The sequence below is a fragment of the Rhizobacter sp. genome (genome assembly GCA_019635355.1).
GTDB lineage: Bacteria > Pseudomonadota > Gammaproteobacteria > Burkholderiales > Burkholderiaceae_C > Rhizobacter.
Genome location: JAHBZQ010000002.1, coordinates 69,623 through 83,488, shown reverse-complemented (window position 1 = coordinate 83,488; position 13,866 = coordinate 69,623). Strand labels below are relative to the sequence as shown.

Sequence of the window (13,866 nt, the reverse complement as noted above, 5' to 3'; positions counted from 1 at the left end):
GGATCAAACACCTAGTCGATGTTGCGCGTACGCCAGATGCACGAGACCGAAAGCGGTCCGTCACGCACGGACGCTTGATGACCGCTGCTGGTGCAAGCGGATGCTCAACGGAGTGACGTCGCGGCAGCCCGCATCTTGCAGTGTGCCTGGCAGGCTTGGGTCTCAGATCGATCGTCGCTGCAAGGCGCGCACTGCCGTGATGCAGTGCGCTCTGAAGCAATCTCAGTACGGCTCCAAAAACTACTTCAGCAAATGCTCAATCGACTTCGCGTGTTGCCGCAGCGAAGTCAGCCGCTCCTGCAAAAGCTCGCCGCTCAGACGTGCCGCCAACGTGGACAGGCTGAGCGCGGCGACTGGTTGTCCGGTGGCATCCAACACCGCCACGCCAACTGCTCTGACGCCTTCAAAGTGGCGCACGTCGTGAAGGACGTAGCCAAGCGCGCGCGTGGTCTGCACGCGCTCCAGCAGCGCAGGAGCGTTGGACTCGCCCAGCGTTGCTGAACGAGGCACTTGAGTCGTGATGACGCGTCGGACGTCTTCGTCAGGCAATGCCGCCAGCAACGCCAGGCTTCCTGCACCGATGCCGAGCGGGCGCCGGTCGCCCACCGCAAGAGTGAAGATCTTGATCGGAGATGCACCTTCTCGGCGATCCAGGCAAACCGCCTCATCGCCGCTGCGCACCGTCAGAAACACCGTGTCGCCGGTCTCGCGTGCGAGGCTCTCAAGCACTGGTTCGCAAAGCGTGCGCAGCCCGAAGCGCTGGCCGGCCGCCAGACCAAACTCGTACAGCGCCTGGCCAAGAAAGTAACGCTTGGTCTGGGCATCCTGCATCACCAGCCCCTCGGCCACCAGCGACTTCAGCATCCGGTGGACGGTGGGCTGCTCGAGCCCGGCGGCCTGCACCAGGTCCACCAGCCTCAACCCGGTCCGGTTGTGGGAGGCCAGTTCCCGCAGCAGGCCGACGACTCGCTGGATGCTCTGGGTGCCCGGGGGCTTGGCAACGGGGCCGGCGGGAGTGGTCTTGGTGCGCGGCATTCGGCAGAAACGAGCGGGTCTCGGATGGTAGCGGCTCCGGGTCCGCTACCGGATGGAGCCTAGTCGGCGGTGATGCCTGCCTTCTTGACCACGTCTGTCCATGTCGCAATCTCCTGGCGGATGAAGGCATCGAAACTGGCCGTCGAGCCGCCCACCGTCTGCGCGCCCAGCTCATTGAATCGCGCAACGACCTCGGGCATCCTGAGGATGGCATTGATCTCGCCGTTGAGTCTCTGCACGATGGGGTCGGGCGTGCCGGCCGGTGCGGCGAAGCCGATCCACGACACCAGATCGAAGTTGGCCACGCCTTGCTCCGCCACGGTGGGCACGTCCGGCGCGACGGGTGAGCGCGTTCCGCTGCTGACGGCCAGCGCGCGCAGCTTGCCGGCCTTCACCATCGGGAAGGCCGAAGGCATCGAGTCGAAGATCATCGGCACTTGGCCGCCCACCACGTCCTGCAGCGCCGGCGCGCTGCCTCTGTAGGGGATGTGCGTGATGTCCAGGCCAGCGCGCAGCTTGAGCACCTCCATGAAGAGATGGATCGACGTGCCGGCTCCGGCACTGGCGTAGCTCAGCGCCCCTGGTTTTGCCTTGGCCAGCGCGATCAGTTCCGGCAGCGTGCGTGCAGGGAACGACGGGTGCACCACCAGCACATTGCTGGTGGAGATGGCGTGTGCCACCGGCACGAAGTCCTTCAGCGGGTCGTACGGGATTTTGGGGTACAGCGCGGGGTTGGCGCCGAAGTTGCTGATGGCCGCCATGGCCAGCGTGTAGCCGTCGGGGGCCGACTTGGCGACGTGGTCGGTGCCCACGTTGCCTCCGCCGCCGGCGCGGTTCTCCACCAGCACGGGCTGCCCCAGGCGCTGCTGCAGCCTCTCACCAATGACCCGGGCAACGATGTCGGTCTGCCCGCCCGGCCCGTACGCCACGACGATGCGGATGGGCTTGCTCGGCCAGGGCGGCGTCTGCGACCAGGCGCTGCCCGACAGGGCCAGGAGTGCCGCGCTGAGCGCGGCCAGGGACATTCTCTTCAGGGGATTCATGCTTGTCTCCTAGGTGATGAGCCCGGCCCTCTGGGGGGCCTGGGCCTGGATGGCGTCAGCCGAGCAGGCCGCGCACGTCAGGGGTGTGCTCCAAGGCCTGCAATCGCGCGATCAGCCCGAGTGCATGCACCTCATCCATGGCTTTCGCCGCTGAGGTGAACCCAGCCAGCGCCTTGTGGTGCAACGCCGCCTCAGACAGCGGCGCCGCGGGTGTGCCGGGCAGCGTGTCCACCGTCAGGGTGTGCGTCGCACCGCCATGGGTGCGCAGCTCCAGCACGGCGGGCACGAACTTGCCGGCCGTCGCGTCGACCTGCACCTGCACGCGTGCAGCCAGCGCCAGCACCTCCGGCTCCAGCACGGCGGCAGGTTCGATGTCGCGCACCTCGAATCGGCCGCGCAGCAGCGCACTGGCCACCGAGTACTGGACGCTGAACTGGGCGCTGACCTGCGGGTTGTCGCCAGGCTCGAACGGCGCCCCGGTCAGGCGGTGCATGAAGGGAGAGATCGTCACCTTCAACGCCGCCACATCGGCAGCGCGCAAATGATGTCGAGCCGCCAGCTGCAGGGTAGCCTCGATGGGCGCGTGGTTGCACATGCAGCTCGCGTACTTCTTCAGCGTCATGCCGGTGATGGCGTACCGCGTGCCCAGGTCACCCAGCAGTTCTCCGGCCTCGAAGCCGGTGTACAGCGCCTGAATCCCGCTGGCGCCTTCCAGCGGCTGGGCCGGGCCGGTGACACCAGCCTGGGCAAACAGCGCCGACTCAACGCCCGCACGCGCGGCGTAGGCCGTCTGCAGACGTTTGGTTAGGCTGCGTTCGAGCAGCGCCTGCTGCGTACCCGCGGCCTGGCTCATCGCAATGCCCAGCGCATGCAGAGTCTGGTCAGCGCCCAGGCCGAGCAGCCGGCTCGCGGCAGCAGCGGCACCGAACACGCCGAATGCGGACGAGTAGAACCAGCCCGGGTGGCTGCGTGCCGCCAGCCCCAGGCGCACCAGAAGCTCGTCGCCCGCCACCAGCGCGGTGATGAGCTCTCGGCCGCTGGCCGCCCGCTGCTCGGCCAGCGCCATGATTGCGGGCAGGGTCACCACGTCGGGGTGCACCGTGGCGCGGTCGTGCAGGCTGTCGTAGTCCAGCGCCGAGGCCAGCATGCCGTTCAGGAACGCAGCCTGCGTGGCAGGCAAGCGCTCGCCGTAGCACCACACAGGTGCCTCGGGCGCGCCGCCAAGACCACCGATGAGCCTGCGCAGCGGCTCGATCGCATCGGCACGTGTGCCGGCCCAGGCCACCGCCAGCGTGTCGAGGATCTGGCGCTTGGCGACCGCCACCACCTCGGCCGGCAGGTCCTCGTAGCGCAAGCCTGCAACCCATGTCGCCAGGCGGCGCGTGGTGTCGGCCGGTAGCGTCGACTCGCTCATGCCACGTCCTTTCCGTGGCGCTCGTAGCCCGCCTTCTCGCGCCTATCCAGCCACCAGCCGTAGGGCTTGGGCCACTGCTTGAACTCCGGGTCCACGCCCAGCGTGCGCGCCGCGTGCGCGGCCCAGTACGGGTCGATCAGCATCTCGCGCGCCAGCGCGACGAAGTCGGCGCGGCCCTTGACAATGATGTCCTCGGCCTGCCGTGCGTGCAGGATCAGGCCGACCGCGATGGTGGGCATGTCGGCATGGCGGCGGATGTGTTCGGCAAGCGGCACCTGGAACCCCAGCTGCTGCGCACGCGCCTGCGTCGACATGTTCTTCGAACGTGCGTTGATGCCGCCGGAGGAGCAGTCGATGACGTCCACGCCCGCGGCCTTCAACGCCCTGGCCAGCACCACGGAGTCGTCCAGCGTCCAGCCTTCTTCGTCCTGTGCCGAGATGCGGTAGCCCAGCGGCTTGTGCACCGGCCAGTGGCGGCGCACCTCCTGCACCGTCTCGATCGCGAAGCGCATGCGGTTGTCGAGGCTGCCGCCCCAGCCGTCCCTGCGCTGGTTGGACAGCGGTGACAGGAACTGGTGCACCAGGTAGCCGTGTGCGCCATGCAGCTCGATGACGTCGAAGCCGGCAGCTTCGGCACGCCGCGCGGCCTGGCCGAAGGCGGCGATGGCCTGGCGGATGTCGCCTTCGTCCATCTCGCGCGGCACGGCCCAGCCTTCGAGGAAGGGGATCGCGCTAGGCCCGACGCCTGGGTACTCGCCCAGGTGTTGTTCATGCAGCTCGCGCGTGAGTGGGCCAAAGCCTTCCCACGGCCGCAGCGTGCCCGCCTTGCGCCCCGAGTGGTTGAGCTGGATGCCCGCTACCGCGCCCTGCGCATGCATGAAGTCGACGATGCGCTTCAGCGGCGGCACCTGTTCGTCGCACCACAGGCCGATGTCGCCCAGGCTGCCCATGCCGCGCCGCTCGACCTTCGTCGCTTCCATGCAGACGAAGCCTGCGCCCCCGAGAGCGAATTGCGCCAGGTGGGCGAAGTGCCAGTCGCCGGCGACGCCGTCCACCGCGGTGTACTGGTTCATCGGCGACACCATCACGCGATTGCGGAAGTGCACGTCGCGCAGGCGGAACGGCGAGAAGAGCGACGAGGTCATTTCAGATCACTTCCTTGTCGGCCAGCGCCTGCAGCTGCGCGTCGTCGGCACCCGCAAACTCGCGCAACACCTCGGCCGTATGCTGCCCAAGCGTCGGCGGGGCGCGGCGGTACTGCACCGGCGTGACCGAGAACTTGATCGGGTTGCCCAGCAGCGGCATGCGCCCCACGGTCGGGTGGTCAATCTCCTTCCGCATGCCCCGTTGCTGCACATGAGGGTCCTGGAAGACCTGGCCGATGTGGTTCACCGGTGCGCTGGGGATGGCCGCGGCGCCGAGCTGCGAGATCCAGTGCGCCACCGGTTGCGTGCGGAACAGCTGCTCCAGCAGCGGCAGCAGCACGTCGCGGTGCTTGCGGCGCGCGGTGTTGGTAGCGAAGCGTTCGTCGGTGCCGAGCTCGGGTTGGCCCATGATGACCATCAGCTTCTGGAACTGATCGTTGGTACCGACCGACAGGATCAAGTACCCATCGGCACACTCGAACTGCTGTGCCGGCACCATATTGCGGCTGACGTGGCCCAGGCGCTGCGGCACTTCGCCCAGCAGCAGGTGGCGCATGTTCTCCACCGCCAGCAAGGCCATGCTGGTGTCGAGCAACGCCATGTCGAGGTGCTGGCCAACGCCGGTGCGCTCGCGGTGCATCAGCGCGGCCAGCAGCGCGATGCTGGAGTACAAGCCCGCCGACATGTCGCTGACGGCCATGCCGGTCTTCAGCGGGCCGCCGCCGGCCTCGCCGTCGGGTACGCCGGTGACGCTCATGATGCCGCTCATGGCCTGGAAGATGGCGTCGTAGCCGGCGTGGTCCTTGTACGGCCCCGCCTGCCCGAAGCCGGTGACCGAGCAGTAGACGAGGTCGGGCTTGATCGCCTTCAGGTCGTCGTAACCCAGACCGTAGCGCGTGAGCGTGCCGACGCGGTAGTTCTCGATGACCACGTCGCAGTGCTGCACCATGCGGCGGATCAGCGCCTGCCCTTCCTTCGACGCGATGTCGATCGTCACCGAACGCTTGCCGCGGTTGGCGGCAAGGAAGAATGGGCTCTCCTTGGTCTCCTGCCCGTCGGGGCCTTTCGCGAACGGCGGGCCGAAGTGGCGCATGTCGTCGCCGACCTTCGGCCTCTCGACCTTGATGACATCGGCGCCCAGGTCGGCCAGCATCTGGGCCGCCCAGGGCCCGGCGAGGTGGCGGCTCAGGTCGAGCACGCGGATGTGCGACAGCGGGGAACTCATCTTGCAAACGCCTTTCGGGTCTCAGCGCAGGAACTGCTTGAAGTCGGCCTTGCGCTTCTCGGCGTAGGCGGTGGTGCCTTCCTTCTGCTCGGTGCTCCAGAAGTCGGGCGCCACGAGGTGGCGGCGGTGCACGTCGGCCTGGCCGAGGATGGTTTCGAACTCGCCGACGAACGCCGCCTTGATGACGCGCAGGCAGGTGGGCGACAGGCTCAGGATCTCGTCGCACCACTTCTGCACTTCGGCGTCGAGCTGGTCCATCGGCACCACCGCGTTCACCAGCCCCCACTCCATGGCTTGCTGGGCGTTGTACTTGCGGCACAGCATCCACATCTCGCGCGCCCGCTTGTGGCCGATGACGCGCGCCAGGTAGCTGACCACCGGGCTGCCTGGCGGGCTGCCCACTCGCGGGCCGTTCTGGCCGAAGATGGCCGTGTCGGCCGCGATCGTGAAGTCGCAGTAGTAGGCGAGGTGGTTGCCCCCGCCGATGGCGTAGCCATTGACGCGCGCGATCACGGGCTTTGGACAGCGCGAGATCGTGACGTGCAGGTTGTAGGGCTCGAGGATCGTGCGGTCCTTGCCTGCGTTTTTCTCCCAGGCGACATCGCCGCCGGCGCAGAAGGCTTTGTCGCCGGCGCCGGTGAGCACGATGACGCCGATCGTCGGGTCGGCCCCCGCCTCCTCGATGGCGAGCGTCAACTCGCGCTGGGTGTCGCCGGTGAAGGCGTTGTACGACTTGGGCCGGTTGATGGTGATGCGGGCGACATGCTCGCGGTGTTCGACGATGAGGTCCTGGTAGGTTCTTGGCATTGTCGTGATCCTTGTCCAATGGGTAGCGATGTCCGGCCGTGGCAGGCCTCGCGCGCGGGATCGCGCTCGGCCCCGGGGCCTGGCGCGAAGCGCCTTGTGGCGCTTCGCGCGCCGGTTCAGTCTTCGAGCTTCACGCCGGTGGCCTTGATGACCGCGGCCCAGCGCGCGGTCTCCGTCTGGATGTTGGTGCGGAACTCTTCCGCCGTGCCGCCGATGGGGTTGAATCCCAGTTCGCCCAGCTTCTGCGAGATCTCGGGCATGCGGATCACCTGCGCCATCGCACGGCTGAGCCTCTCGATAGTGGCGGACGGTGTGCCCGCGGGCGCGAGTGCGCCCCAGTACGACGCGGCCTCGACGCCGGGCACGCCAGCCTCGGTGAACGTGGGCACGTTCGGCATCGAAACCGGCCGCTTGTCGCCGGTGACGGCGATGGCCCTCAGCTTGCCGCCGTCCACGTGTTGCTTGGCCGAGCTGATGCCGGTGACGATCATCGGCACCTGCCCCCCCAGCACGTCGGCCATCGCCGGGCCCACGCCCTTGTAGGGAATCTGCTGGATCTGGATGCCGGCCACCGACGCGAACAGGTCGGTTCCCAGCGAGGTGGCGCTGCCGGGCCCGGACGATGCCGACTGCAGCGGCTTCTTCTTGCCCAGTGCCACCAGCTCCTTCAGGTTCTGGGCCGGCATCGACGGATGCACGACCAGGATCACTGGCGCCGAAGCCAGCAGGGACACGGGCGCGAAGTCTCGTACCGAGTCATAGGACATCTTGGCGTAGAGGCTGGGGTTGGTCGTGAACGCGGTGTCCACGAACAACAGGGTCTGACCGTCGGGTGCGGCGCGCGCCACGTCCTGGGTGCCGATGCGGCTGCCTGCGCCGCCTTTGTTCTCCACCACCACCTGTTGCCCCAGCAGCGCGCCGAGCTGAGGTGCCATCAGCCGGGCCAGGATGTCCGTGCCGCCACCCGGGCCATAGGGCACCACCACGCGCAGCGTGGGCTGCGAACCCTGCGCCTGCACGCCCAAGGTCAACAGGCCGGCGCACAGCGCCGCGATCCATCGCTTCATTCGAATGTCTCCTCTACTTAATCCACTATTTGGACTCTTTTGAACAACCGAAAAGGAATGATCGAAGGCTATCACACGGGTAATTGACATTCAACATAGGGCTGTACCTATACTTGACGCCTGACGAAATCAGCTCACGACACCCATAATATGGACTTGTACTGCAAACCTGGTGCCCTGGATGGGTTGCGGGTGCTGGATCTCTCGGGCGCGATGGGCAACTACGCCGGCAAGCTGTTTGCCGAGTTGGGTGCCGACGTGGTGCTGGTGGAGCCGCCCGGTGGCACCGCGCTGCGCCAGCAGCCCCCGTTCCTGGACGACCGGCCCGGCCTCGAACGCAGCCTCGCCTTCGCGTACCACAACACCAGCAAGCGCGGTGTCACGCTGGACCTCGACAGCGCGCCCGGTCAGGCGCAGCTCAGGCGCCTGGTGGCGGGTGCCGATCTGCTGATCGAGACCGAACGCCCCGGTGTCATGGACGCGCGCGGCCTGGGTTTCGAGGCGCTGTCCGCGCTGCAGCCGGGCCTTGTGATGCTCAGCATCACGCCCTTCGGCCAGACCGGCCCGTACGCGCAGTACGTGGCCGAGGACATCGTGGCGCTGGCGCTGGGCGGCATGCTTTACCTCGGCGGCTACCCCGACACCGCGCCGATGCGGGTGCATGGCGACCAGGCGCTGCTGTGCGCCAACCTCTACGGCGCCGTGGCGGGCATGTTGGCGCTTTGGCAGGCCGAGGCCAGCGGCCGCGGCGAACACGTCGACGTGTCGATGCAGGAATCGATCGTGCTGGGGCTGGAGAACGCGGTGCAGTTCCTCGACCTGGAGGGCACCGTGCGCAGGCGCTGGGCTGGCGAGCAGCGCTTCGCGGGCACCGGCGTCTACGCCTGCCGCGACGGCCACGTCTTCCTGATGGCCGGTGGCATCGGTGCCAACAAGTTCTGGGGCCGCACGTTGCAGTGGTTCGCCGACGAAGGCATGGCCGGCGTCGAGCGCCTGCGCGGCGATGCGTGGAACACCGTGCAGCACCTGCAGTCGGACGAAGCCAAGCGCATCTTCAACGAGGTGTTCGCCCCCTGGGCGATGCAGCGCACCAAGGCCTCGCTGTACCACGCGGGTCAGGCGCGGCAGATACCGATCGCGCCGGTCAGCTCGCCGGCCGATCTGCTGGAGAGCCGCCAGTTGCAAAGTCGCGGCCACTTCGTCGAGCTGGCAAAGGCCCTGGGGGGGCGCGACCTGCGCATGCCCGGCGCGCCCTACAAGCTGTCCGCGACACCTTGGCGGCAACGCTGCCGTGCGCCGAAACTGGGCGAGCACAACGCCGAACTGCTGACGGAGGCCGCGTGATGGGCAGCCCTCCTCTGCCGCTGGCCGGCATCCGCGTCGCCGACTTCTGCTGGCTCGGCGCCGGCTCGTACACGACCAAGATCCTCGCCGACATGGGCGCCGAGGTCGTGAAGATCGAGAGCGCGCAGCGCCTGGATTCGCTGCGCATGGCCGCGCCCTACCGCGACGGCGTGCCAGGGGTGAATCGCAGCGGCTATTTCGCCGACCGCAACACGAGCAAGCGCAGCATCACGGTGGATATGAAGCACCCGCGCGCATTGGCGCTGGTGCGGCGGCTGATCGAAAAGAGCGACATCGTCGCCAACAACTTCACCCCCGGCGTAATGGACAAGTTCGGCCTCGGCTACGAGGCGGTGAAGGTGATGAAGCCCGACATCATCTACCTCGCGATGTCGATGCAAGGCGCGCAAGGGCCGGAACGAGACTACCTGGGCTATGGCGCCAGCATGGTGTCGCTGACCGGGCTGCACGACCTCAGCGGCCTGCCCGACCGCGAACCCGCGGGCACCGGCACGAACTACCCCGATCACATACCGAACCCCTGCCATGCGGCTTTCGCGCTGCTCGCGGCGCTGCGCCACCGCCGGCGCACCGGGCAGGGCCAGTCCATCGATCTGGCGCAAGTGGAGCCCACCGTCGCGCTGCTGGGTCCGACGCTGCTGGACCTCACCGTCAATGGCCGCGTGCAGACGCGCCAGGGCAACCGCCACGCCATCCTGGCACCCCACGGCGTGTACCCGTGCCAAGGCGACGATCGCTGGATCGCGATCGCCGTGGCCGACGATGCGGGCTGGTTGCAGCTGTGCAATGCCCTGGCTCAGCCCGCATGGGCGGCCGACGCGCGCTGGGCAGGGGCCGAAGGCCGCCGCGCCGACGCCGACGAGATCGACACCGCCATCGCCACGGCCACCACAAGCTGGAAGGCCGAGGACCTGATGGCCAGGCTGCAATCGCGAGGTGTCTCGGCCGGCGTCGTCAACAACGCCTCAGATGTGATCCACCACGACCCGCAGCTTGCCCACCGCGGCCACTGGCTCGCGCTGGACCACGCCGAGATGGGCCGCGCGCTCTACAACATGCCGCCGTTCCGCTGCTCGCGCACCCCCGTGGGCCTGCAAGGGCCGGCGCCGCGCCTGGGCGAACACACGCGCGAGGTGCTGCGCGAGCTGATGGACGTGAACGACGCGGAATACGCGTCGCTCGAAAGCGAAGGAGTGCTGCGATGAGCGTGCGTCTGGAAGTACACGGCCACGTGGCCGTCGTCACGCTGGACCGCCCCGAGGCGATGAACTCGATCGACCCCGGCATGCGCGCCGAGTTGCTCACCGCCTGGCAGCAGGTGCGGGACGACGAACGCATCCGCGTGGCCATCCTCACCGGTGCGGGCGAGAAGGCCTTCTGCACCGGGTCGGACCTGAAGAAGACTCCGCCAGCCACCGACAGCTTCGCGCGCCAGCACTACGGCGGCACGACGGCGGCGATGACGGCCGGCATGGAGTTCGACAAGCCGCTGCTCGCCGCGATCAACGGCTACGCCATCGGCGGCGGGCTGGAACTCGCGCTGGCCTGCGACATCCGCATCGCATCCAGTGCTGCTCAGTTCGGGCTGTCGGAAGTGAAGATGGGCAGCATCCCCGGTGCCGGCGGCACGCAGCGGCTGCCGCGTGCGGTGGGCGCGTCCGACGCGATGCTGATGCTGCTGACGGGAGACCGCTGCGACGCCACCGAGGCGCTGCGCATCGGACTCGTCAGCCGTGTCTACGACCCCGCACAGCTGCTGCCGCAGGCGATGCAGATCGCGGAGCGCATTGCCGCCAACGCACCGCTGGCCGTGCGCGCCGTCAAGCGCCTGGTGCGCGATGCCGGTGAGATTCCGCTGGCACGTGGCCTGGACGCCGAGCGCCTGGCCTTCGGCCTGCTGTACGCCAGCGAAGACCGCATCGAAGGCCGCGCCGCCTTCGCCGAAAAACGCGCGCCCAAGTTCCGCGGCGCCTGAGAGGAGACGTTTACCGCATGCACCCCCTCCGTGACAAGACGGCCATCGCCGGCGTCGGCGCCACCGCGCAAGGCAAGCTGCCAGGCTCGACACCGCTGTCGCTGGCCGTTGAAGCCTTCAAGCGCGCGCTCGACGACTGCGGCCTGGACAAGAGCCAGATCGACGGCCTGCTGACGATGCCCGGCACCACCGCGCCCGAAGCGGCGCTGAACTACCTGCGTGTTGGCGAGGCGCTGGGCATCGACCCGCGCTACACCGGCAGCATGAACATGGGTGGCGGCACCGCCGGCGCGCTGCTGCAGCAGGCGGCTCTGGCCGTCAACGCCGGCATGGCTAACTACGTGGCCTGCATCTTCGGCGACGCCGCTGCAACCGGCGGCAACAAGTTCAACCGCGCCTCGGGCTGGGGAGATTCGTGGGGCATCTGGGGCTTCATGGCGGCGGCTGCCAACAGCGCCATCACCGCCAGCCGCCACATGGCGCTGTACGGCACAACCAGCCGCCAACTGGGCGAGATCGCCGTGGCCTGCCGCTACCACGCGTCGCTGAACCCCAACGCGGTGATGCGCACACCGATCACCATCGAGGACCACCAGGCCTCGCGCTGGATCGTCGAGCCGCTGCACCTGCTGGACTGCTGCCTGATCTCCGACGGCGGCGTCTGCTTCATCGTCACGACACCCGAACGCGCGCGTGACCTGAAGAAGCCCGTCGTGCTGCTCTCCGGCATGGGCCAGGCCTACACGACGCGGAACATGGACCACGAGGACTGGTGGTACGTGCCGCACCAGAAGCTGGCCGTCAACGACGCCTATGCGATGGCCGGTGTAGGCCCCAAGGACATCGACGTGGCGCAGCTCTACGACAACTTCACCAGCAGCGTGCTGCTGTGGTTCGAACACGGTGGTTTCTGCAAGGTGGGGGAGTCCGGTTCGTTCGTCGAGAACGGGCGCATCCGGCTGGGAGGCGAGCTGCCCGTCAACACCGCGGGCGGCAACCACTCCGAGTCGTACATGGAAGGCTGGCTGCACATCGTCGAGGGCGTGCGCCAGATGCGCGGCGAATGCGGGCCGCGCCAGGTGCAAGGCGCCGAGGTCTGCCTGGTCACCGGCCGCGGGCAGGCGCTGAACTGCGCCAACGCCAACATCCTGCGCAGGGGCTGAAGAGAAATGAACGAGAACCACCTCCCCTACGCCAAGCCGCTGCCGACGCTGAACGACGAGAACCGTCCATTCTGGACTGCCGCGCGCGAAGGGCGCCTGAGCATGCAGACCTGCACCGACTGCGGCCACACGCGCTTCCCGATCAGCCACGTCTGCCCGCGCTGCCTGTCGTACGCGTTCGACTGGCGCACGCTCTCGGGCCGCGGCCACATCTATTCGTACATCGTCTTCCATCAGGTCTACCACGCTGGCTTCAAGGAGGACGTGCCCTACAACGTCGCGCTGGTGCAGCTGGAGGAAGGGCCGCGCATGTACAGCAACGTCGTCGGTGTGCCCAACAATGTGCCGAAGGTCGGCGATGCGGTGCAGGCCGTGTTCGAGCCCGTCACCCCCGAGATCACCTTGCCGCGCTTCAAGCTGCGCTGAAAAACACGAACATGGATTTCCAACTCTCCGAAGACATCGTGATGATCCGCGACACCGTGTCGCGCTTCGTACAGAACGAACTGGTGCCGCTCGAGCCGCTGCTGCTGAAGCGCGAGTCCGAGCGCGGCTACAGCGACGAACCCTCGCTGCCTCCCGAGATCGAAGCCGGCCTGCAGGCCAAGGCCCAAGACATCGGCCTGTGGGGCATCGACGTGCCCGAAGAGTTCGGCGGCCAGGACCTCGGCGCGCTGACCAAGTGCGTCGTCATCGAGCAGCTCAAGCACAGCATCGTGCCCTTCGTTCTGCCGCCCGACAGCCCCAACCTCTACCTGCTGAAGTGGGCCTGCAAGGGCGAGCAGGTGGACCGGTACTTCCTGCCCTACGCGCGCGGCGAGAAGAAGTCGAGCATCGCGATCACCGAGCCCGGCGCCGGCTCCGACGCCTCCGCGTTGAAGACCAGCGCGGTGCGGCGCAACGGCAAGTGGGTGCTCAACGGCGAGAAGATCTTCATCAGCCACGCTCGCGCGGCCGACTTCCTCATCGTCGTGGCCGTCACCGACCCCGCGAAGGGCAAGAACGGCGGCATGACCTCGTTCCTGGTCGACAAGGGTACGCCGGGGCTGACGATCCCGTCGGTGTTTCCCACCATCGCCGGCGAGTACCACCCGTACTCGGTGCACTTGCAGGACGTAGAGGTGGGCGACGAACACGTGCTCGGCGAGGTGGGCAACGCCTTCGCGCCGCTGCAGAAGCGCCTGGGCGTGCGCCGCATGGAGATCGCCGCGCGCTGCCTGGGGCTGGCCGAACGCTGTATCCGCATGATGATCGAGCAGGCCAACCAGCGCAGCACCTTCGGCAAGCTGCTGGCCGAGCGCCAGGCCGTCCAGTGGTGGATCGCCGACAGCTACCAGGAACTGGAGATGGCGCGCCTGCTGACCTACCGCATGGCCTGGAAGCTCGACAACCAGATGGACTTCCGCATGGACGCCGCGATGGCCAAGGTCCAGGCCACCGAGATGATCCAGCGCGTGGCCGACCGCGCGATCCAGCTCTTCGGCGGCATGGGCGTCAGCAAGGAGCTGCCACTGGAGTACATCTCGCGTGTGGTCCGCGTCTACCGCATCGTCGAAGGTCCCAGCGAAGTGCACCGCTGGACGGTGGCGCGCGACCTGCTGAAGAACGGCTTGCCTCCCGTCTGAAC

Annotated in this window: 13 protein-coding genes; 6 read left to right on the top strand and 7 right to left on the bottom strand. The window is 67.8% G+C overall.

The annotated features are described in order from the left end of the window. Positions 1-240: 240 nt before the first annotated feature. The 7 genes from KF892_25085 to KF892_25055 form a co-directional block, all read right to left on the bottom strand. Positions 241-1,035, bottom strand: coding sequence for an IclR family transcriptional regulator (locus KF892_25085; GenBank protein ID MBX3628286.1), 795 nt, complete (start codon positions 1,033-1,035; stop codon positions 241-243). Positions 1,036-1,094: 59 nt separating this feature from the next. Beyond that, positions 1,095-2,060 (bottom strand): tripartite tricarboxylate transporter substrate binding protein, encoded by a 966-nt coding sequence (locus KF892_25080; protein MBX3628285.1) that lies wholly within the window; start codon positions 2,058-2,060, stop codon positions 1,095-1,097. Between the two features lie 73 nt (positions 2,061-2,133). Further along, entirely contained in the window at positions 2,134-3,492 is a 1,359-nt protein-coding gene (locus KF892_25075; GenBank protein ID MBX3628284.1) for an MmgE/PrpD family protein, read from the bottom strand. After that, positions 3,489-4,637 (bottom strand): NADH:flavin oxidoreductase/NADH oxidase, encoded by a 1,149-nt coding sequence (locus KF892_25070; protein MBX3628283.1) that lies wholly within the window; start codon positions 4,635-4,637, stop codon positions 3,489-3,491. Before KF892_25070 ends, KF892_25075 begins: the two co-directional genes overlap by 4 nt. 1 nt (position 4,638) lies before the next feature. Further along, on the bottom strand, positions 4,639-5,862 hold the full coding sequence (locus KF892_25065) for a CoA transferase (GenBank protein MBX3628282.1): 1,224 nt from the start codon (positions 5,860-5,862) through the stop codon (positions 4,639-4,641). Between the two features lie 21 nt (positions 5,863-5,883). Beyond that, entirely contained in the window at positions 5,884-6,669 is a 786-nt protein-coding gene (locus KF892_25060) for an enoyl-CoA hydratase/isomerase family protein (GenBank protein MBX3628281.1), read from the bottom strand. 116 nt (positions 6,670-6,785) lie between these two features. Continuing rightward, positions 6,786-7,736 carry a tripartite tricarboxylate transporter substrate binding protein gene (locus KF892_25055; GenBank protein ID MBX3628280.1) on the bottom strand — a complete coding sequence of 317 codons (951 nt, stop codon included), beginning with the start codon at positions 7,734-7,736 and terminating at the stop codon, positions 6,786-6,788. 150 nt (positions 7,737-7,886) lie between these two features. Between KF892_25055 and KF892_25050 the strand changes: the two genes are divergently transcribed. The 6 genes from KF892_25050 to KF892_25025 are packed head-to-tail and all read left to right on the top strand — an operon-like array spanning position 7,887 to position 13,864. Next, a complete protein-coding gene (locus tag KF892_25050; protein MBX3628279.1) occupies positions 7,887-9,080 on the top strand; it encodes a CoA transferase in 1,194 nt (397 codons plus the stop codon). Next, positions 9,080-10,306, top strand: a complete 1,227-nt coding sequence (locus tag KF892_25045) for a CoA transferase (protein MBX3628278.1) — start codon at positions 9,080-9,082, stop codon at positions 10,304-10,306. The genes KF892_25050 and KF892_25045 overlap by 1 nt, the downstream gene beginning before the upstream one ends. Further along, complete coding sequence (locus KF892_25040; protein ID MBX3628277.1) at positions 10,303-11,076, top strand: enoyl-CoA hydratase/isomerase family protein; 774 nt, start codon at positions 10,303-10,305, stop codon at positions 11,074-11,076. The genes KF892_25045 and KF892_25040 overlap by 4 nt, the downstream gene beginning before the upstream one ends. Before the next feature lie 17 nt (positions 11,077-11,093). After that, positions 11,094-12,239 carry a thiolase family protein gene (locus tag KF892_25035; protein MBX3628276.1) on the top strand — a complete coding sequence of 382 codons (1,146 nt, stop codon included), beginning with the start codon at positions 11,094-11,096 and terminating at the stop codon, positions 12,237-12,239. Positions 12,240-12,245: 6 nt separating this feature from the next. Then, complete coding sequence (locus KF892_25030) at positions 12,246-12,665, top strand: OB-fold domain-containing protein (GenBank protein MBX3628275.1); 420 nt, start codon at positions 12,246-12,248, stop codon at positions 12,663-12,665. A gap of 11 nt (positions 12,666-12,676) precedes the next feature. Further along, the gene (locus KF892_25025) at positions 12,677-13,864 is read left to right on the top strand and encodes an acyl-CoA dehydrogenase family protein (protein ID MBX3628274.1); all 1,188 of its coding nucleotides are present in this window, start codon (positions 12,677-12,679) and stop codon (positions 13,862-13,864) included. Positions 13,865-13,866: the final 2 nt, after the last annotated feature.

Coding starts and splice junctions, on each gene's coding strand:
- KF892_25085 (MBX3628286.1), bottom strand. CDS start 1,035: ATGCCGCGCACCAAGACCACTCCCGCCGGCCCCGTTGCCAAGCCCCCG.
- KF892_25080 (MBX3628285.1), bottom strand. CDS start 2,060: ATGTCCCTGGCCGCGCTCAGCGCGGCACTCCTGGCCCTGTCGGGCAGC.
- KF892_25075 (MBX3628284.1), bottom strand. CDS start 3,492: ATGAGCGAGTCGACGCTACCGGCCGACACCACGCGCCGCCTGGCGACA.
- KF892_25070 (MBX3628283.1), bottom strand. CDS start 4,637: ATGACCTCGTCGCTCTTCTCGCCGTTCCGCCTGCGCGACGTGCACTTC.
- KF892_25065 (MBX3628282.1), bottom strand. CDS start 5,862: ATGAGTTCCCCGCTGTCGCACATCCGCGTGCTCGACCTGAGCCGCCAC.
- KF892_25060 (MBX3628281.1), bottom strand. CDS start 6,669: ATGCCAAGAACCTACCAGGACCTCATCGTCGAACACCGCGAGCATGTC.
- KF892_25055 (MBX3628280.1), bottom strand. CDS start 7,736: ATGAAGCGATGGATCGCGGCGCTGTGCGCCGGCCTGTTGACCTTGGGC.
- KF892_25050 (MBX3628279.1), top strand. CDS start 7,887: ATGGACTTGTACTGCAAACCTGGTGCCCTGGATGGGTTGCGGGTGCTG.
- KF892_25045 (MBX3628278.1), top strand. CDS start 9,080: ATGGGCAGCCCTCCTCTGCCGCTGGCCGGCATCCGCGTCGCCGACTTC.
- KF892_25040 (MBX3628277.1), top strand. CDS start 10,303: ATGAGCGTGCGTCTGGAAGTACACGGCCACGTGGCCGTCGTCACGCTG.
- KF892_25035 (MBX3628276.1), top strand. CDS start 11,094: ATGCACCCCCTCCGTGACAAGACGGCCATCGCCGGCGTCGGCGCCACC.
- KF892_25030 (MBX3628275.1), top strand. CDS start 12,246: ATGAACGAGAACCACCTCCCCTACGCCAAGCCGCTGCCGACGCTGAAC.
- KF892_25025 (MBX3628274.1), top strand. CDS start 12,677: ATGGATTTCCAACTCTCCGAAGACATCGTGATGATCCGCGACACCGTG.